The organism is Aquiflexum sp., assembly GCF_041749095.1.
GTDB lineage: Bacteria > Bacteroidota > Bacteroidia > Cytophagales > Cyclobacteriaceae > Aquiflexum.
In genome coordinates this window covers 1-18116 of sequence record NZ_JBGTCA010000255.1, presented here as the reverse complement: position 1 = coordinate 18116, position 18116 = coordinate 1, and the positions used below count along the sequence as shown (strand labels likewise).

The 18116-nt window shown below is 39.5% G+C and carries 16 protein-coding genes; all 16 read left to right on the top strand.

What is annotated here, in order from left to right; translation table 11 throughout:
- The first annotated feature begins 13 nt into the window (after nt 1-13).
- A complete protein-coding gene (locus ACEW8O_RS11890) occupies nt 14-640 on the top strand; it encodes a cytochrome c (protein WP_373494847.1) in 627 nt (208 codons plus the stop codon).
- A 2-nt stretch (nt 641-642) separates the two neighbouring features.
- Nucleotides 643-1908, top strand: coding sequence for a quinol:cytochrome C oxidoreductase (locus ACEW8O_RS11885; RefSeq protein WP_373494846.1), 1266 nt, complete (start codon nt 643-645; stop codon nt 1906-1908).
- 21 nt (nt 1909-1929) lie between these two features.
- The gene (locus tag ACEW8O_RS11880; protein WP_373494845.1) at nt 1930-2964 is read left to right on the top strand and encodes a cytochrome c oxidase subunit II; all 1035 of its coding nucleotides are present in this window, start codon (nt 1930-1932) and stop codon (nt 2962-2964) included.
- A 16-nt stretch (nt 2965-2980) separates the two neighbouring features.
- Nucleotides 2981-4870, top strand: coding sequence for a cbb3-type cytochrome c oxidase subunit I (locus ACEW8O_RS11875; protein WP_373494844.1), 1890 nt, complete (start codon nt 2981-2983; stop codon nt 4868-4870).
- Nucleotides 4851-5933, top strand: a complete 1083-nt coding sequence (locus ACEW8O_RS11870) for a heme A synthase (RefSeq protein ID WP_373494843.1) — start codon at nt 4851-4853, stop codon at nt 5931-5933. The genes ACEW8O_RS11875 and ACEW8O_RS11870 overlap by 20 nt, the downstream gene beginning before the upstream one ends.
- Nucleotides 5930-6832: a heme o synthase gene (gene cyoE / locus ACEW8O_RS11865; RefSeq protein WP_373494842.1), complete on the top strand. Its 903-nt coding sequence runs from the start codon at nt 5930-5932 to the stop codon at nt 6830-6832. The genes ACEW8O_RS11870 and cyoE overlap by 4 nt, the downstream gene beginning before the upstream one ends.
- 2 nt (nt 6833-6834) lie before the next feature.
- Complete coding sequence (locus ACEW8O_RS11860; protein ID WP_373494841.1) at nt 6835-7416, top strand: heme-copper oxidase subunit III; 582 nt, start codon at nt 6835-6837, stop codon at nt 7414-7416.
- Between the two features lie 25 nt (nt 7417-7441).
- Nucleotides 7442-8218 (top strand): cytochrome c oxidase subunit 3, encoded by a 777-nt coding sequence (locus ACEW8O_RS11855; RefSeq protein ID WP_373494840.1) that lies wholly within the window; start codon nt 7442-7444, stop codon nt 8216-8218.
- A gap of 18 nt (nt 8219-8236) precedes the next feature.
- Complete coding sequence (locus ACEW8O_RS11850; protein ID WP_373494839.1) at nt 8237-8566, top strand: cytochrome C oxidase subunit IV family protein; 330 nt, start codon at nt 8237-8239, stop codon at nt 8564-8566.
- Nucleotides 8567-8646: 80 nt separating this feature from the next.
- Entirely contained in the window at nt 8647-9315 is a 669-nt protein-coding gene (locus ACEW8O_RS11845) for an SCO family protein (protein WP_373494838.1), read from the top strand.
- Nucleotides 9302-9856 carry a DUF420 domain-containing protein gene (locus tag ACEW8O_RS11840; protein WP_373494837.1) on the top strand — a complete coding sequence of 185 codons (555 nt, stop codon included), beginning with the start codon at nt 9302-9304 and terminating at the stop codon, nt 9854-9856. Before ACEW8O_RS11845 ends, ACEW8O_RS11840 begins: the two co-directional genes overlap by 14 nt.
- A gap of 32 nt (nt 9857-9888) precedes the next feature.
- Nucleotides 9889-10152: a hypothetical protein gene (locus ACEW8O_RS11835; protein ID WP_373494836.1), complete on the top strand. Its 264-nt coding sequence runs from the start codon at nt 9889-9891 to the stop codon at nt 10150-10152.
- Nucleotides 10153-10203: 51 nt separating this feature from the next.
- Complete coding sequence (locus ACEW8O_RS11830; RefSeq protein WP_373494835.1) at nt 10204-13905, top strand: ATP-binding protein; 3702 nt, start codon at nt 10204-10206, stop codon at nt 13903-13905.
- A gap of 90 nt (nt 13906-13995) precedes the next feature.
- A complete protein-coding gene (locus ACEW8O_RS11825; RefSeq protein ID WP_373494854.1) occupies nt 13996-17472 on the top strand; it encodes a hypothetical protein in 3477 nt (1158 codons plus the stop codon).
- Between the two features lie 105 nt (nt 17473-17577).
- Nucleotides 17578-17832 carry a hypothetical protein gene (locus tag ACEW8O_RS11820; RefSeq protein ID WP_373494834.1) on the top strand — a complete coding sequence of 85 codons (255 nt, stop codon included), beginning with the start codon at nt 17578-17580 and terminating at the stop codon, nt 17830-17832.
- Nucleotides 17822-18116, top strand: a 295-nt coding sequence (locus ACEW8O_RS11815) for a type II toxin-antitoxin system RelE/ParE family toxin (protein WP_373494833.1), incomplete at its 3' end; no start/stop codon positions are given. The genes ACEW8O_RS11820 and ACEW8O_RS11815, both read left to right, overlap by 11 nt.

Sequence of the window (18116 nt, the reverse complement as noted above, 5' to 3'; positions counted from 1 at the left end):
GAAAATGAAGGATATGAAAATCAGACATTCGATATATATTGCCTCTCTTGCAGGGCTTGCATTCGGATTTGCGTCTTGTGGAGCTTCAGGAGATCATCCTGGATACGAATATGCTCCCCAAATGTACAATTCGGTAGCTTATGAGCCTTTGACTCAAATCATCAATGAAAATGAAGGTAGTTGGTTGTCTTCCAGAGAAGATGGTAAAGGAGAGTTTTTTAACAGTAATATTAACAACCCATACAGGATGAATATGAGGGAACCTGTGCCTAACACTGTTCCGAGGACCAAAGATGGTTATTTGCCTTATAGACTAAAGGCCTTCGAACTGGAAGCTGCTGCTGAAATTGAAAACCCAATTGAACTATCGGATAAGGTTTTGGCTGAAGGATTGGTTTTATATGGCCAATATTGTTCTACTTGCCATGGTGCCGGAGGTGAAGGTGACGGTAGAGCAGGAGAAGTTATTGGGGGAGTTGCCAATCTTAAAGGTGGAGCATACATTAATTTGCCTGAGGGACACATCTTTCATGTCATCATGAAAGGCAAAGGAAGGATGGGTGCTCATGGTTCACAGATTCAGCAAGAAAGAATCTGGAAGATTGTTCACTATGTTAAACAAGAAATTCAGAAGCAATAAGTATGGAACACGGTAATACAAATTATAATTTGGATCAAAAATATGAGTTTTCGGCAGGGCTGAAAAAATCAATATTTATCGTTTTGGGCATAGGTGCTTTAATTCTTATAGCAGGAATCATAGCTGCAATGACCGGTGGCCATGCCTTCCATTGGTACCATAGGTTATATGCCAATATCTGGATCAACAATGTTTATTTCACCGGGATTGCAATCATTGGAGTTTTCTTCTTTGCAATCCAATATGCGGCTCAAGCAGGATGGTCAGCGCCTTTGCTGAGAATTTTCCTGGCTTTCGGGAATTGGCTACCATTTGCAGCAGTTTTGATGATTGTAAGTTTCTTTTTATTTAATCATGATATTTTTCACTGGACACATTCCTATTTATATGATAAATCTGATTTAACTAAATTCGACGAGATCATTGATGGTAAAGGGGCTTACTTCTATTGGCCTATGGAAAAAGGAACATTTCCAATTTTCTTTATCGGTAGAATGGTACTCTTCTTTGGATTTTGGGTTTTCTTTTTTAACAAACTAAAATCCTTATCCTTTGAGCAGGATATTCAGGGAGGAAATGAGTACTACTACATAATGAGAAAATGGTCAGCTATATTCATTATTTTCTTTGCAGTTTCATCTTCTATTTCAGCTTGGGATTGGGTTCTGTCCATAGATACACACTGGTTCTCCACTATGTTTGGCTGGTATGTATTTGCTTCTTGGTTTGTAGCAGGACTATCCGCAATGACTCTTGTCACCTTGTACCTCAAAGGTCAGGGTTACCTAAAGATGGTCAACGAAAACCATATCCATGATATGGGCAAATTTGTATTTGCCTTTTCAATCTTCTGGACTTATATATGGTTTTCCCAGTACCTTCTGATTTATTATGCGCATATTCCAGAGGAGACATTTTACTTTGTAGAAAGACTCCATAGTGATGTGTACAGCCCGTTTATATTTGTAAATCTAGGTTTAAACTTCTTCCTGCCGTTCCTTGTTTTAATGACACGAGATGCTAAAAGGCATGGTGTGTTCTTAAAATTGGTGTGTACTCTGATTATCTTGGGACATTGGATCGATTTCTTCTTAATGGTCCAGCCAGGTACTCTTGGTCAAAATGGAGGTTTTGGATTAATGGAAATAGGATTGCTCCTGGTTTATGCATCTGCATTTGCTTTTGTACTCATGAGCAATCTTGCAAAAGGTAATCTGATTGCCAAAAATCATCCAATGTTGGAGGAAAGTTATCATCATCACATTTAATTATCCGAAAAGTTTAAAGTTATGTACGGATTTCTAATTATAGTAGGTATTATTTTGTTACTGTCCATTTTATGGATGGTTTACAGAATTCAGACACTAGTGTCGGTAGTAAAGGGCAGTGACAAAAAAATAGCCTCAGGAAGTAATAAAATAAATGCCTGGATGTTTATTTTCTTTTTAGTTGGAGGAAGTATTTTAATGTTCTGGTATTCTATAAAGGAATTTGACAACTACCAAATGCCAATTGCCTCTGAGCATGGGGTTGTAACTGATCAACTCTTTTGGATTACAATGGCAGTAACAGGAATTGTTTTCCTTATTACTCACGTGCTTTTATTTTGGTTTCCATTTAAGTACCAATACAAAGAAGATAGAAAAGCAAGTTTCTTCCCTGAAAATAATAAACTCGAATTAATATGGACAGTTATACCGGCTGTTGTTCTGGCTGCTTTGGTTATTGGGGGTTGGAAAGCATGGTCTGACATTACAGCGCCAGCGCCTGAAAATTCTCATATAATTGAATTGATGGGATATCAGTTTGCGTGGGAAGTAAGATATCCCGGCTTGGATAATGTGTTGGGTGAAAATGACTATAGGTTGACCACTGCAAACAATATATCAGGTGTTGACTTCTCAGACAAGAATTCATTTGATGATTTCTCTTCTCCAGTAGTTGTTATACCTAAAGGAGAGCCTGTGTTATTTAGAATCAGAGCCAGGGATGTATTACACTCAGTATTTGCTCCGCACATGCGGTTGAAAATGGATGCAGTACCCGGTATGCCAACAAGATTTTGGTTTACAGCTACCAAGACTACCGAAGAGATGAGGGCAGAACTCAATGATCCTGAATTTGTATATGAGATTGCCTGTACAGAAATCTGCGGACGTGGTCACAATGCCATGAGAAAAGAATTAAGGGTTGTGGAGCCTGCGGAATATAAAAAATGGCTGTCCGAACAAAAACCTTATATCGTGAATAACCCTGCGTTGGTCGCTGACCTTCCAACCGAATTGAAAGAATTGGCTGACATTACAATCAGCGAACATAAGTAATTAAATTATCATTATTATGGCAACAGCTCATACAGCTACACACAGCGAGGCGCATCATGATCATCATGATCACGAGCACCACGACAATTTCATTACCAAGTATATATTCACACAAGACCATAAAATGATCGGTAAGCAGTTTTTGGTTACCGGGATGTTTTGGGCAATTATAGGAGGTTTATTATCCCTGATTTTCAGACTACAGCTTGGGTTTCCTGAAATGGATCTTGAGTGGCTAAGACCTGTTTTAAGAGGATGGATTACTCCTGATGGTAAATTGGATCCTGAATTCTATCTTGCCCTTGTCACAATGCACGGTACCATTATGGTATTCTTTGTATTAACAGCAGGTCTGAGTGGTACTTTTGCTAATTTTCTGATTCCTCTTCAGATTGGTGCCAGAGATATGGCTTCCGGTTTTATGAACATGCTTTCTTATTGGTTCTTCTTTGTATCAGGAGTGATCATGTTCATTTCCCTGTTTATCGAAACTGGGCCGGCATCCGGTGGGTGGGTAGTGTATCCACCACTTTCAGCACTGGAGCAAGCTATGCCAGGTTCAGGTTTGGGAATGACCTTATGGTTGATAGCAATGACTTTCTTTATTGCTTCATCACTTCTGGGAGGCATTAATTACATTACCACAGTCATCAACCTAAGAACCAAAGGGTTGTCTTTTTCAAGACTTCCATTAACCATTTGGGCGATCTTTCTAACTGCTGTAGTAGGACTTTTATCTTTCCCTGTATTATTTTCAGCAGCTCTTTTGCTGGTATTTGACAGAAGTTTTGGTACCAGTTTTTACCTTTCTGATATTTATATAGGTGGTGAAGCGTTGCCCAATACCGGAGGCAGCCCGGTTTTATACCAACACCTATTTTGGTTTTTGGGACATCCTGAGGTATATATAGTCATATTGCCGGCACTTGGCATCACATCTGAGATTATCGCCACTAATTCAAGAAAACCGATTTTCGGATACAAGGCCATGATTATATCATTGTTGGCTATTACCATTTTATCATTTGTGGTTTGGGCACACCACATGTTTGTATCCGGAATGAATCCGTTCTTAGGATCCATTTTCATGTTCTTGACATTGATTATTGCCATTCCTTCAGCAGTTAAAGTATTCAACTATCTGACGACCCTTTGGAGAGGAAATTTAATATTCACACCTGGGATGTTGTTCTCTATTGGATTGGTGTCCTTCTTTATATCCGGTGGTTTGACAGGAATTTTCTTAGGTAACTCAGCCATTGATATACAGTTACACGACACGTATTTCGTAGTGGCCCACTTCCACCTGGTAATGGGTTCAGCGTCTTTCTTTGGAATGGTGGCCGGTGTTTATCACTGGTTCCCAAAAATGTTTGGAAGAATGATGGATGCTAGATTGGGTTACATCCATTTCTGGCTGACGTTTATAGGAGTATATCTAGTATTCTTCCCAATGCACTACATCGGTATTGCAGGGTTTCCAAGAAGATATTATTCATTTACAGGATTTGAGTTTACAAATATGTACACTGACCTGAATATGTTTGTATCTGTGGCAGCGATAATCACCTTTGGCGCACAGCTTATCTTCTTATTCAACTTCTTCTATTCTATGTACAGAGGAAGAGTAGCTTCATTGAACCCATGGAGGTCCAATACGCTTGAATGGACTACACCGCTTCACCCTGGACACGGAAACTGGCCCGGAGAAATTCCAACAGTTTACAGGTGGCCGTATGATTATTCCAAGCCTGGTGCCAAGGAAGACTTCATCCCTCAAACTGTACCCCTATCTGCTACACCTGAATCCAATCTCCCCCATGAACAGGAGTTGGTGAAACTTGAAAAAGAAATCATTGCAGATGAAGAGGCCGTATTGGTAGCCAATGAATCAAAAGAATCTTAATTCCATAAACAGCTTTCGCAGGATTTCATTGATCACCGTGTTAGCTGTTTATTTTCTAATACTGGTCGGAGGGATTGTACGAAGTACAGGTTCCGGAATGGGATGTCCCGATTGGCCTAAATGCTTTGGGAGCTGGATTCCACCTACAAGTGTGAATCAGCTCCCAAATGATTATCAGGATATTTACCTGGCCAAACGGGTTGAGAAAAATGAAAAATTCATAGCCCAATTGGAAAGTCTTGGATTCCAAGAAAAAGCCGCTGAAATCAAAAATGATAAAAGTATCCTCATAGAAGAGGAATTTAATCCTGTCAAAACATGGATTGAATATGTCAATAGGTTAATAGGTGCCCTAATCGGTATATTGGTATTCCTTACCTTGCTCAGATCAATACCGTTGTGGAATCAGGATAAAGTAATTCCGATCTTGGCCTTCTTCAATATGATTCTTGTCCTGTTTCAGGCATGGATAGGTTCTATTGTGGTATCGACCAATCTATTGACGTGGATGATTACCCTACACATGGTTCTTGCCTTGCTGATCGTATGTCTCTTGCTTTATGTCCATTACAGGGCTCATCGGTTGGCTTACCCGGTTCAAAAGATGACCGCAAAACCAAACAGGCTTTTTGTGATCTTACTAATTGCCTTTGTATTGATGTCGGTTCAGATAGTATTGGGAACACAGGTAAGGGAAAGTGCGGATAAAGTGGCATTTGAATTTGGGAATTTATTGAGGGGGGAATGGATAAGTCATTTGGGTTTACCATTTCTTATTCATAGATCTTATTCATTATTGATCCTTGGGATACATTTGTTGTTCATTTATAAAGTATATAAGTATTCATTAAGGCATGCAAAGGTGTTTAAATGGTCGCAAGTGTTGATGGTGGTTTTATTTATTGAAATTATGACCGGTGTGGGGATGGCTTATTTCGCAATACCTGCATTCTTACAACCGATTCACCTTTTGATGGGCACATTGATCATTGGGATACAATTTGTCATCTTGCTTCAGTTGAGTGATCAAAGAAAATTAAATATTGAAAAAATAGGTTCATGAGAACTTTAAATTTAACAGAAGATACATTAATGAATTTCCTGGTTTTAAGGGCCAGGATTTACTACGAGTTGATCAAGTTCCGGCTTTCGGCTCTTGTGACTTTCTCCGCTGTTTTCGGATTTATTCTTGGTGATTCCGGAGTAATCTTTTCATGGGGCAAGTTTTTTGCCCTGATGATAGGAGGATTTCTTATCAGTGGGGCATCAGGTGCGGCCAATGAGATTTGGGAGCGTGATTTTGATAAATTGATGCAAAGGACCCAAAACCGTCCTTTACCATTGAATCAGATTTCCTTGAAGGAAGCCTATTGGTTTACTTCGCTGATAGGATTCTTGGGAATATCCATTCTGTGGATTTTCACAAATCCATTAACTACTATCCTTGGCATTCTAAGCATGATACTATATGTATTTGTTTATACCCCGCTCAAAAGAGTCGGCCCCATAGCAGTGTTAGTAGGAGCAATCCCGGGTGCGATGCCACCGCTATTGGGATGGACAGCAGCCACGGGAGCAATTTCTCATGAAGCTTTGATAATATTTGGAATCCAGTTTATCTGGCAGTTCCCACATTTTTGGGCCATTGCATGGGTCAGCGATGAGGATTACAAAAGAGCAGGATTCAAACTGCTTCCCAGTGGTGGTCAAAAAGACTTGAATACAGCTATTCAGATAATGATTTATACACTGTTTCTGATTCCATTGGGTTTGTTACCGACTTATTTTGGATTGACAGGTCTCAATTCAGGAATTGTCGCTACGGTATGCGGGGTCTTGTTTTTGGCGCAAACCTTCTCATTGATGAAGGATTGTTCCAGAAAGTCTGCCCTGAAAATCATGTTCGGATCTTTCCTGTATCTTCCGATTGTTCAAATAGCATATTTATTAGATAAAGTGTAATCATGGAAGAAAAATATGCATACATAGATGGTGCTGAGCAACCTATAGCCATGCACCCCAAAAAGTTTGCCCTGTGGCTGTTTATTGTTACAGTTGTAATGATTTTTGCCTCATTGACGAGTGCCTATATTGTAAGACAGTCAGAGGGGAATTGGTTGGAATTTGATTTGCCTGACATATTCTGGTACAATTCAGCCATCATCATCCTGAGCAGTGTTTTTTTGCATTGGGCCTATATGTCAGCAAAAAAAGATGAGCTGGCCAAAATCAGGCTTGGAATGATAATTACCTCTATACTTGGGGTGGCATTTCTTGTTGGACAATGGTACAGTTGGGCTGCATTGGTGGAAAGAGATGTGTTCTTTGTAGGAAATCCTGCCGGTTCATTTCTATACGTTTTCACCGGTTTGCATGCATTACACTTGATAAGCGGTGTGATATTTCTAATTATTGTATTAATTTCGTCCTTTAAATATCAGGTACATTCCAAAAACATGGATAGAATGGAGATGTGCGTCACCTACTGGCATTTCCTTGGTGGGCTTTGGCTATACCTGTTTATGTTCTTATTATTGAATCATTAAATTAAATTTTAATCAAATATAAAATATGTCAACGTCTGCAACTGCTATCGGGGTGAGTCCCAAAAGAGGTGTCTGGGGAGGTGGAAATGAACCGCTCAAGGCCAGTTATGGAAAACTAATGATGTGGTTTTTCTTACTTTCTGATATCTTTACTTTTGCTGCATTATTGATCACTTATATATCAATAAGGGTGAGTTTCCCTATTTACGCAGGTCCAACGGAATCCTTTGTAGGTTCAAATGAATATTGGCCTGTTCCCGAATTGGTATTTGATGCCATTCCATTTTTTCACGGAGTGCATATTCCACTTGCCTTTGTAGGGTTGATGACATTTATCCTGATCATGAGTTCAGTTACCATGGTTTTGGCTGTAGAGGCAGGACATAGAAACGATAGAAATGATGTAGTGAAATGGTTGCTTTGGACACTTTTGGGAGGTATTACCTTTTTAAGTTGTCAGGCTTGGGAATGGTCCCACTTTATCCATGGAACTGATGGAGGCACTGTACTTACTTATGTCAAAAATTTAGGAAAAGTGGTTACAGAGGTTGTACATGGCGCCAATCTTTCCGTCAATGAATACGGCCCTCCTGCATTTGCTCAATTATTCTTCTTTATTACAGGCTTCCATGGTTTTCACGTAACACTTGGAGTTTTTCTCCTGTTCTTATGCTTTTACCAAGCTGCTGTTGGTGTATATGAAAAGAGAGGCCACTACGAAATGGTAGAGAAAATCGGTCTTTACTGGCACTTTGTTGACTTGGTTTGGGTATTTGTGTTTACTTTATTCTATCTGATCTAAAATTAAAAATATTGAAATATGGCTATGCAAGAAAATAAATCGGCATTAGAGGTTGCTCCACGAGATGAAGCCAAAATAAAGAAAATTTGGAAAACTGCGGGAATTCTGTTGTTACTGACCCTCGTTGAGTTTGCTTTTGCTTTTACACTTCCACGGGGCATTCTACTATATGCCATTTTCATTGGACTTACCATTTGGAAAGCAAAATATATCATGATGGAATTCATGCACCTTGGAGAGGAAGCTAAGCCCTTGTTTTTTTCCATTATAGTTCCATTGATATTCTTGGTGTGGTTGGTAATCGCATTGATGAGAGAAGGAAGTGATATCTTCCTTTTAAGATGGTAAAAATTTATTGATTTATTTTAAAAAAAAGTAGGTCCGGGTCAAGAACTCTGACCTACTTTTTTGTTTACATATAAAGAAAAATGAAAGAGGTGAGGATTTTACAAGGTTTGGTATTGTTGTGTATACTGATGGTGCCGATTCTGATTATTGTATTCCTGAAGTCTTTTGGAAGCAACAGATATGATATACCGATTCTATATGAGAACGGCGTTGAAAACCCTTTCAGTGAATGCGATGTTGAAGAATCAGGACAACATTATATTCCCGAGTTTAAATTGGTTACCCATGAAAACAAGGAGAGGGGTAAATCTGATATGGAAGGCAAAATAACCATTGTCGATTTCTTTTTTACCTCTTGCCCAAGTATCTGTCCGGTAATGTCCACAGAAATGGAAAGAGTAGATGATGCTTTCAGAAATGACCGGGACGTTCAGATTTATTCGATTTCCATTGACCCCGAATTTGATACACCTGAGATACTTGCATCTTATGCACAAAAGCACTTGGCCACTCCTGACAAATGGTTTTTTCTAACAGGAGACAAAGCAAAAATATACAATTTAGCAAGGTGTGGATTTATCCTACCTACTCTGGATGGAATGGGCGAACCCGAGGAATTCATTCATAGTGACAAATTTGTGTTGGTGGACGATGTGGGTAGAATCCGGGGATATTACAGTGGCACCAATAGGGAAGAAGTCGATAGATTGATTTTGGAAACAAAAATATTATTACATGGAAAAGAATAGTTCACTTGTTCAATCGCCGGATAAGGGCATCATTAGATGGATTACCTTGATTGCAGTTGCGGTACCTGTTGTAGTAGCAGTGCTGCTCTTTATGCCTTCCAAAATTGATTTGGCTAGTGATTGGGTTTATTTTCTGCCGCATCTAAATGCTGTTATCAACACAGCAGCCTCCATCGCTTTGATTTTTGGGGTGATTTTTATTAAAAAAGGAAACATAGAATTTCATAGGGCATCTATGACTACTGCTTTTGTTTTGGGAGCGATTTTTCTTCTTTCTTATGTTGTTTATCATGCCACTGCCGAAAGCACCTCATTTGGAGGGGAAGGTCTGATTAGAAAAGTTTATTATTTTATTCTGATTACCCATATCATCCTTGCTGCAGTCGCATTGTTTCCGATTTTGCTTGCCTATTATTACGGACACACCGATCAAAGGGAAAAGCACAGAAAAGTTGTTAAATTTGCCTTTCCTATTTGGTTGTATGTTACGGTGACAGGTGTATTGGTTTACCTGATGATAAGTCCTTATTACAATCTCTAAACTATTCAAGAAAATCTGACGTTTCCCTAAATATGAAATCCATTATTAAGACCCTTCTTTTCTTAATGTCGTTTATTGCCATTCAGGCGCCTGTTTATGCACAATGTGCCATGTGCCGTGCTTCGATCGAAAACAACGTCAGTAATGGGGAAACAAGCATAGGGGCCGGGCTAAACATGGGGATTTTGTATCTTTTTGCCATGCCATATTTGATTGCAGCATTTATCGGATATTTTTGGTACAGAAATGCAAAAAAAAGAAAATCCAAGTTTATTTTTCACGGAGAAAAATATTAAAATATAAGCATAGTATGGGTATGGATTTTGCTTTTTGCTTACCTTATGGTTATGCACAAAATTAAACGTGTTCCTCTTTTTATTGCTTTAATCAGTCTCGGAGTTTTTTTGGCTGTCAATTATATGTTTTCGAGGAAGGATGATGCAGAAAAACTAGTGCAGCCAATTTCCAAAAAAATTAAAAAAATTGACCTTCAGTTTAATGATGATTTTATTGCGCTTTTGATGGCCAATAGGCCCGATGAGGCACTTTCCTTTACTAATCTTACCATTGAATCAAACCACCCGTATTATATTTTCAGCGAATCGGGTGAATTGGTTTATTGGTCAGATTTTTCATTTATGCCTGAATTTGACCTGGTGGATCCAAGGATGAATCAGCATATCCTTGAGGATCGGTTTGGGATTTATTTTTCGAAAATCAAAAGGTTTACCAGAAATAACAAAGGTTTTTGGTTGGTGCAGTTGTACCCCCTCTATTTTAAAAGAGATATACAAAATGAGTTTCTGCAATCGGGTTTCAATAAATCTGTATTTGGTGATGGTATAATTGCTTTATCCGAAAAACAAGAAGAAGGGTTTAAAGATGTCGTAGGAAACAAAGGGGAATTTTTATTTTCGGTTTATTTTGATCCAGATCATTTGCATATCGAACAATCCAACAAAATTGCAATTCTGATATTCTTCTTTTCTTTATTGATTCTGGTGTTGATATTAACAAGGGGAATAGTGCTTGTATATTGGCGAAAAGGGGAAAAAATAAGGTCAATCTTATATGCCGGCCTTGTGCTTTTTATTGTCCGCGCTTTGATGCTTTTGTTTCGGTTTCCAAGGGATTATTTTGATTTTGATCTCTTTGACCCCACAGGATATGCCTCTTCTTATTTCAATCCAAGCCTTGGCGACCTCTTTATCAATATTATCTGCCTTGCCATCATTTTCGGGATGCTGTTGGCATACATTGCGGGCAAAGAGTTTAAAGCCTGGTTGGGAGCAAAAAAAATAAGGTATAATAGCCGTTTATTTTTGTTAATGGCCTATTTGGCTTCAACGGCATTATTGATGGTTTTTTATGGTTTATATATAGATATCCTTAGCAATTCACAATGGGACCTCAATATACTGAGCCTTCCTTCTTTGGATTGGTTTAAGTTCATCAGCCTATTGGTTGTCTTTATAGGTGGCGCTGGGTATTTTATGTTTACAGTTCTGATTCTGAATCTTATATTTTACGACAATTCTGTACCCAAATCCAAGGCAATTTTCACCTTGATATATTTTTCTATTCCTTTTTTGCTTGGACTTGGTTATATCAACTGGATGTGGGCGGCAGCATATATGGCCCACTTTATTTTACTGGTTGCAGCCATCCATTTTAATTTGTACAGACATATTTTTAAAATTGGCCTGAACACATTTCTGACTTTCTTTTTTGGCTGTCTGATTGCAGCTATTATCACGGGGATTGCATCGCATCAAGTTTATTTGAGCAGGAATTTTCAGTCCAAATTAAGTTTTGGTTCGCAGCAACTGATCGAGAATGATATCCTGGCAGAGTTTTTCCTCTCAGATATTATAAAACGGGTAAGTGAAGATATTTTTATTAAGACTTCATTGGTGGATCCATTGATGCAAAAAGAGTCAATTGAGAAAAAGATCAGGAAGATTCATGTTGACAATTATTTTGACCAATACGCTCTTAAGATCAAAGTATTCAACGCTATAGGAGACAACGTTCTTGACCGGGGGAATATCAATGAGTTGGATGAACTGAGAAGGGATTATGTAAAAAGTGATTATGCCACCTCCGTTAGGGGCCTTTATTTTATCAATCAAGGAAAAGAAGGGGAGGGTAATCAGTATTTTGCATTTATTCCATTGTATAGAGATGACGTATACATTGGTACAGTGTATTTGGAGTTACGGCAACTAAGGATTCTTGCAGGTTCGGTATTCCCAAAACTTCTGATGGATGAGAAATACGTGGGAAGTCTGAATCAAAAAAAATATGATTTCGCAGTTTATGAGGAGGAAGAGTTGCAGTACGGAGCAGGGCTGTTCAATTACAGGGCTGCCGATCTGAAGAATATTTTAAACCAGCCGATATTATATGAGAAGGGAGTCTATAGGAAAAAATTTCATCATATAGGTGTAAGGGAAAATGATAGGGTCATCATAGTTTCTTCTCCGGTGTATCCTTTCTATTATATCCTTGCTGATATTTCCCTGTTCTTTTTGGGCTTTATAGCTTTTACGCTAATAAGTCTTTTGGCAGTGACATTCTCTCGGAGGATGGGGTCTTTTAATTTCAATTATGCCACCAAACTTCAGCTCTATCTTAATTTTGCATTCTTTTTCCCCATTTTGATCATAAGTCTGATCATTGTCGGTCTTTTTACCAATTCTTACCAGGAAGAACTTCACCGGCAATACCTGCAAAAAGCATCCCTGGTAAAAGACAATCTATCTAATGTGATTGAAAAGCAGAGAACCGGACTATTGGGAAAAGATGAACTTGAGGAAGCCATGAACAATCTGTCAGGGAATGCGAATACAGATATCAACCTGTATGACAACCGGGGCTTTCTTATCAGCACTTCCCAGCCCAATATTTTTGATAAAAAAGTATTGACTCCTTACATCAACCCACAAGCAATTGTGGAATTGATAGAAGGACAGAATAACCTTGCGCTCTTGGGAGAAACCATTGGAACCCTCAGTTTCAAATCAGTATATGCAGCCATCCGAACCAATGATGGCCAGGAAGTTCAGGCAATTTTAGCCGTACCATTTTTCGAATCAGAAACTGAACTCGACCTGTTGATTGCAGATGTTTTGAGCAATATCATCAATATCTTTGTTCTGGTTTTCATTTTGTTTTTGTTCATCTCTTATTTCGTGTCCAAAAATCTGACTTTTCCTTTCAAGCTTCTTACCCAAAAGCTGAAAGTAACAGGTCTGGAGAATAACGAACCCATGTACTGGCCTGCCAATGATGAGATTGGGCTTCTGGTTAAAGAATACAACAATATGCTTTTTAAATTGGATGCCAGTAAAAAAGAGCTGGCTGAAACTGAAAAAGAATCTGCATGGAGGGAAATGGCAAAACAGGTAGCTCACGAAATCAAAAACCCGCTAACCCCGATGAAGCTTACTCTTCAGCATTTGTTGAGACTTCAGGCAGAAGGGAACCTGGATGATCCCATCAAACTCAAGCAGCCCATTGAGACATTGATCCATCAGGTGGATACACTTAGTGATATTGCAACCTCATTTTCCAATTTTGCCAAGATGCCACAGCCCAAAAAGGAGTTGATGGATTTTAAGGCAGTGGTTTTGGGTACTTTAGAGCTTTTCAAAAACAGAGAGAACGAGAAAATCATTTTTGGGGATCTGACCGAAGAAGCGAATTTGACAGTACTTGGGGATAAACAACTTTTTGGAAGAATCATCGCCAATTTGATCATTAACGGTTTTCAGGCCTCAGACCACCTGAAAAAGGCGGTTATCCATGTTTTTCTCAGGATAATAGAAAATCAGGTTGTACTCGAGGTTCGGGACAATGGCAAAGGAATTCGAAAAGAGCTGAGAGATAAAATTTTTATGCCAAATTTCAGTACTAAATCGGAGGGTTCAGGTCTTGGGTTGGCCATTGCCAAAAGGGGCGTCGAAACAGAGGGAGGTAAGATTTGGTTCGAAACCATTGAGGGGAAAGGCACCTCTTTTTTTCTTGCCTTTAATTTGTCCGAATGAAGTGAGCCTTGATTGGTTTTTAGAAAAACCGGCCTATATGCAATCTTTTTGCTTAAAATATTACCTTAGCAAGGTTATTTGCAGTTCAGAATGTATAGGTTTGGGTACTTGGTTATTGTCTTGGTTTTGATCACTGGCTTTCGGGTAAGCACTTTTGCTCAATCTGAAATCTGTAGGTGGGTAAAAGCTGATGTTTTTTCTGAACCCTTTCTGCTTGATTCCCTAAGTGTTTTGGAGGAAAGCATCAGTGTGAAGGACAAAGATCAAAAGACCTATCCCATTACTTATCAACTCAACACCGGATACCTGAGCATTCTATTCGGAAGTTCCACTGTTCCTGATTCCCTGTTGGTTTGTTACAGGACTTTTCCATATAGTTTTCATCAGACGGTAGCAAAAAGGACCTTAATGGCCGATTATGATTCAATGGCCTTGTTTAGGGACAATAGGGTCAAGGCTTTGCCTTCCTTTGATTTTAGGGAAGAGCTTTTTCCCAGTACCAATCTGAATAAATCCGGGAATCTGACCAGGGGAATATCTTTTGGAAATACCCAGAATCTTTTTGTTAACTCTTCCCTCAACCTTCAAATGAACGGTCAGTTGGCTGAAAATCTGAATATCCGGGCAAGTATTTCCGATCAAAACGTACCTTTTCAGCCTGAAGGAAATACCCAACAGTTGCAGGATTTTGACAATGTGCTGGTGGAATTATACAATGATGATTTTAATCTTGCTGCCGGGGATGTAGTTTTGCAGCAGAGGCAATCAGAGTTTTTGAGGTATTACAAAAACGTCCAAGGAGCCCAGGTGACTACCCAATATAAATTGGGGGAAAAGTGGAAAGCCTCTACACAAGCAGCAGCCTCAGTTGCCAAAGGGAAATTTGCTTCGATTGTCCTTGAAGTCAGTGAAGGAACTTTAGGGCCTTACCGGATACCCGGGCCTCAAAACGAGCGTTTTGTGATCGTCATGGCCAACTCCGAAAGGGTTTTCTATGATGGCAGGCAGCTTCAGAGGGGCTTCAATTATGATTATGTGATTGATTATAATCAGGGCGAGATTACTTTTACACCCAATGTGCTGATTACCCAATATACCAGGATCAGGATTGATTTTGAATATGCTGAAAGGAACTTCTCCCGGTCTATTCTCACAGCCAATCATATTCAGGAGACAGATAAAGTCGCTGTATATATGAATTTCTACAGGGAACAGGACAACAGAAACCGGCCTCTTTTCTTTGAATTTTCAGATGCTGACAAACAGCTGTTGGCATCTGTAGGGGATGACCTTAATGCGGCCTCAGTGCCAAGAGTAGACAGCATTGCTTTTGATCCAAATAGGATTCTATACAGGAGAGTTCAGGATTTGGATGATAATGGGAATCCCATCACCTATTTTGAATACAGTACAGATTCGGAAGTAGCCCATTTTGCAGTTTCTTTCAGCGAAGTGGGGCGTGGAAATGGTGATTATGTCAGGGACAGGCAGATTGCAAATGGGCCGGTGTATGTCTTCAGGCCCAGAGTCAATGGTGAACCACAGGGGAATTATTCGATTCTCTCTCCGCTACCGGCACCCAACAAAAAACAAATGTTTACGGCCGGCACTAGAATCAAGCTTAGTGAATATGAGCAGGTCTATACAGAATTGGCGTTTTCCAATGTGGATCAGAACCTTTTTTCTTCGATTGACAATGAGGACAATAATGGCTTTGCCATCAAATCAGGGGTATTGTCTGAAAACAGGCCAATTGACAAATTGAAAGGCTATAAGTTCAGAGCTCTGACCGAGTTGGAATACAATTCCAATCATTTCAGTTTTATTGATCGTCTCAGGTATATTGAATTTGACCGGGATTGGAGTCTGTCACCGGAAGATATGCTGGAAGCCGGGCATGAAAGGATTTTGACTTCCCAAGTGGAGGTTACCAAGGACATCAAGAACAATTTTAGCTATCGGTTCAACCTTAGGAATAGGGGAGATATTCTTGCCGGAACCCAGCATTTGGCCAAATGGAATCAGGAACTTGGGAAAAGATTTTTGATCAGGAATGATTTCTTCTTACTCGACAGCGATGTGAGGGATTTGAATTCTTCATGGCTTCGATATACAGGTGATATAAGATATCAGTCCAAAGTATTGGTTCCCGGTTATAGATTGATCCTGGACAGAAATGCAGTGAGAAATTTGGAACGGGATTCCGTGGTCAGTACCGCCATGAATTTTCTGGAGCATTTCTTTTTTATTGAGAGCAATGATACGCTGCCGTATTCTTTCTTTGTCAATGCTTCGGTCAGGGAAGATAAATTTCCGGTTCTTGGTCAGTTGACTCCTGATACCGAAGCATTCCAGACCATGGTCGGATTGAAAAGGAGGTTTGGTGCCCATGATCTGACAGGTACTTTTACTTATAGAAAACTGGAGTTTTTGCGAACTGTCCAGGATGCGGAAACCACAGTGCTCAGTAAGATCGATTATCTGGGTACCATGTGGAAAGGAAATATTCGGAATGAACTCAGCTACGCCCTAGGTAATGGCAGGGAATTCAGAAGGGAGTTCGTCTTCTTACCGGTGCCTACAGGAGAAGGTACCCATGCCTGGAGGGATGACAATAATGACGGGATTCAGCAGCTCAATGAATTTTATATTGCCATCAACCCTGAAGAAAAGAACTTTATCAAAGTTTTTGTGCCCACCACTGAATTTGTACAGGCGTTCAATACCATTTTCAATTATCGCCTCAATGCCAAATTCCCTGATGATTGGAAAAAAGAAAAAGGGATAAGGCAGTTTTTGCAGAAATTCTCCAATACCACAAGTCTGAGTATTGAGAAGAAAATCACCTCGGATGAATTCTGGGACAGGATCAATCCTTTTGTGGGAGGGTTTTCGGAGGAGGACCTTCTGTCGGTAAGGAAGGTGACCCGTTCCTCCTTTTTCTTCAACCGTGCATCTGCAAAATACGGTTTTGATCTTTCTTTATTTGACAGTCAAAACAAGCAGTTGCTGGCCGGAGGCTTTGATGACCTGAGCCAAAAAGACTGGAGACTCAATACCCGTTATAATTTCAATCCAATGGTCAATCTAAGACTTATCCTTATGACGGGTAACAGAATTGCCAACTCCGATTTTCTGGATAACAGAAATTTCAATATTGAGCAATATGGATTGGGTCCTGAACTGGCCTGGCAGCCCAGTAGTCTTTTCCGTACCACAGTGACCTATCAATATACCGACAAACTGAATCTGGCCAACCAGGAAATTGAGGAAAGAGCCGCATTGCATCAGATGGGACTGGACCTACGCTATGCCCAGGCCATCAAAACCACCATCAACGCCAATTTCAAATATATCGTCATTGACTACAATGGGCAGGCCAACACTCCGACAGGTTATGAAATGCTACAGGCATTGACCCATGGAAATAACCTTACCTGGTCCCTCAACTGGCTGCAGAAAATCGGTGAGGGTCTGCAGATGAACATGGTCTACGAAGGCCGAAATTCGGAGGGATTGGGAAGATTGGTGCATATTGGCAGGATGCAGGTGACGGCGCTTTTTTGAAATTGAGAAACAACAATTCAGGAAATCTTATGAGCCAAATAATTTCAGGTAAATAGATGAAATCAATAAACTTATAAATTCCTATATTTGACAAAAGCCAAATTCATGAACAGTATAGCGGAAATCAAGACAACCCTGCATCAGTACATTGCTGAAACTGATGATGTAAAAATTTTATCTAAGCTCCAGGAATATGTCAAAAACATATTAGACAAAGAGCAGACGAATGTTACTTTCAACTCTCAAGGAAAACCATTAACTTCTTCACAGTATAAGAAAGAAATAGATGATGCTGTTGCTGAAGTGAATAAAGGTGGTGTAGTATCTCAGGAACAAATGGAGAAAGGATTTGAAAATTAAAAACGTAGAGTGGTCCAACAGAGCGGTTGCTTCTTTGGATTTTTATTGCGCTAGGATTGCCAGAGATTCACCTACAAGTGCGTCTAAAGTAAGGAGAGAAATAGTCAATTCCGTTGGTAATCTTTCAAAAAACCCAACATTATATCAAATAGATGAATATTACCCTGATAACAAAGGGGATATAAGAAGGTTTTTTCGATGGAGTTTTAGGATCGTTTACCAGGTTAGGGAAACAAAAGTGGTAGTTTTAAATATTTTTCATACCGGGATGGATCCTGATATGA

Excerpts from the sequence above, each read along its gene's own strand:
- ACEW8O_RS11860 (WP_373494841.1), top strand. The coding sequence starts at position 6,835 with ATGGAAGAAAAATATGCATACATAGATGGTGCTGAGCAACCTATAGCC.
- ACEW8O_RS11870 (WP_373494843.1), top strand. The coding sequence starts at position 4,851 with ATGAATCAAAAGAATCTTAATTCCATAAACAGCTTTCGCAGGATTTCA.
- ACEW8O_RS11880 (WP_373494845.1), top strand. The coding sequence starts at position 1,930 with ATGTACGGATTTCTAATTATAGTAGGTATTATTTTGTTACTGTCCATT.
- ACEW8O_RS11890 (WP_373494847.1), top strand. The coding sequence starts at position 14 with ATGAAAATCAGACATTCGATATATATTGCCTCTCTTGCAGGGCTTGCA.
- ACEW8O_RS11825 (WP_373494854.1), top strand. The coding sequence starts at position 13,996 with ATGTATAGGTTTGGGTACTTGGTTATTGTCTTGGTTTTGATCACTGGC.
- ACEW8O_RS11835 (WP_373494836.1), top strand. The coding sequence starts at position 9,889 with ATGAAATCCATTATTAAGACCCTTCTTTTCTTAATGTCGTTTATTGCC.
- ACEW8O_RS11875 (WP_373494844.1), top strand. The coding sequence starts at position 2,981 with ATGGCAACAGCTCATACAGCTACACACAGCGAGGCGCATCATGATCAT.
- cyoE (WP_373494842.1), top strand. The coding sequence starts at position 5,930 with ATGAGAACTTTAAATTTAACAGAAGATACATTAATGAATTTCCTGGTT.
- ACEW8O_RS11855 (WP_373494840.1), top strand. The coding sequence starts at position 7,442 with ATGTCAACGTCTGCAACTGCTATCGGGGTGAGTCCCAAAAGAGGTGTC.
- ACEW8O_RS11850 (WP_373494839.1), top strand. The coding sequence starts at position 8,237 with ATGGCTATGCAAGAAAATAAATCGGCATTAGAGGTTGCTCCACGAGAT.
- ACEW8O_RS11820 (WP_373494834.1), top strand. The coding sequence starts at position 17,578 with ATGAACAGTATAGCGGAAATCAAGACAACCCTGCATCAGTACATTGCT.
- ACEW8O_RS11840 (WP_373494837.1), top strand. The coding sequence starts at position 9,302 with ATGGAAAAGAATAGTTCACTTGTTCAATCGCCGGATAAGGGCATCATT.
- ACEW8O_RS11885 (WP_373494846.1), top strand. The coding sequence starts at position 643 with ATGGAACACGGTAATACAAATTATAATTTGGATCAAAAATATGAGTTT.
- ACEW8O_RS11845 (WP_373494838.1), top strand. The coding sequence starts at position 8,647 with ATGAAAGAGGTGAGGATTTTACAAGGTTTGGTATTGTTGTGTATACTG.
- ACEW8O_RS11830 (WP_373494835.1), top strand. The coding sequence starts at position 10,204 with ATGCACAAAATTAAACGTGTTCCTCTTTTTATTGCTTTAATCAGTCTC.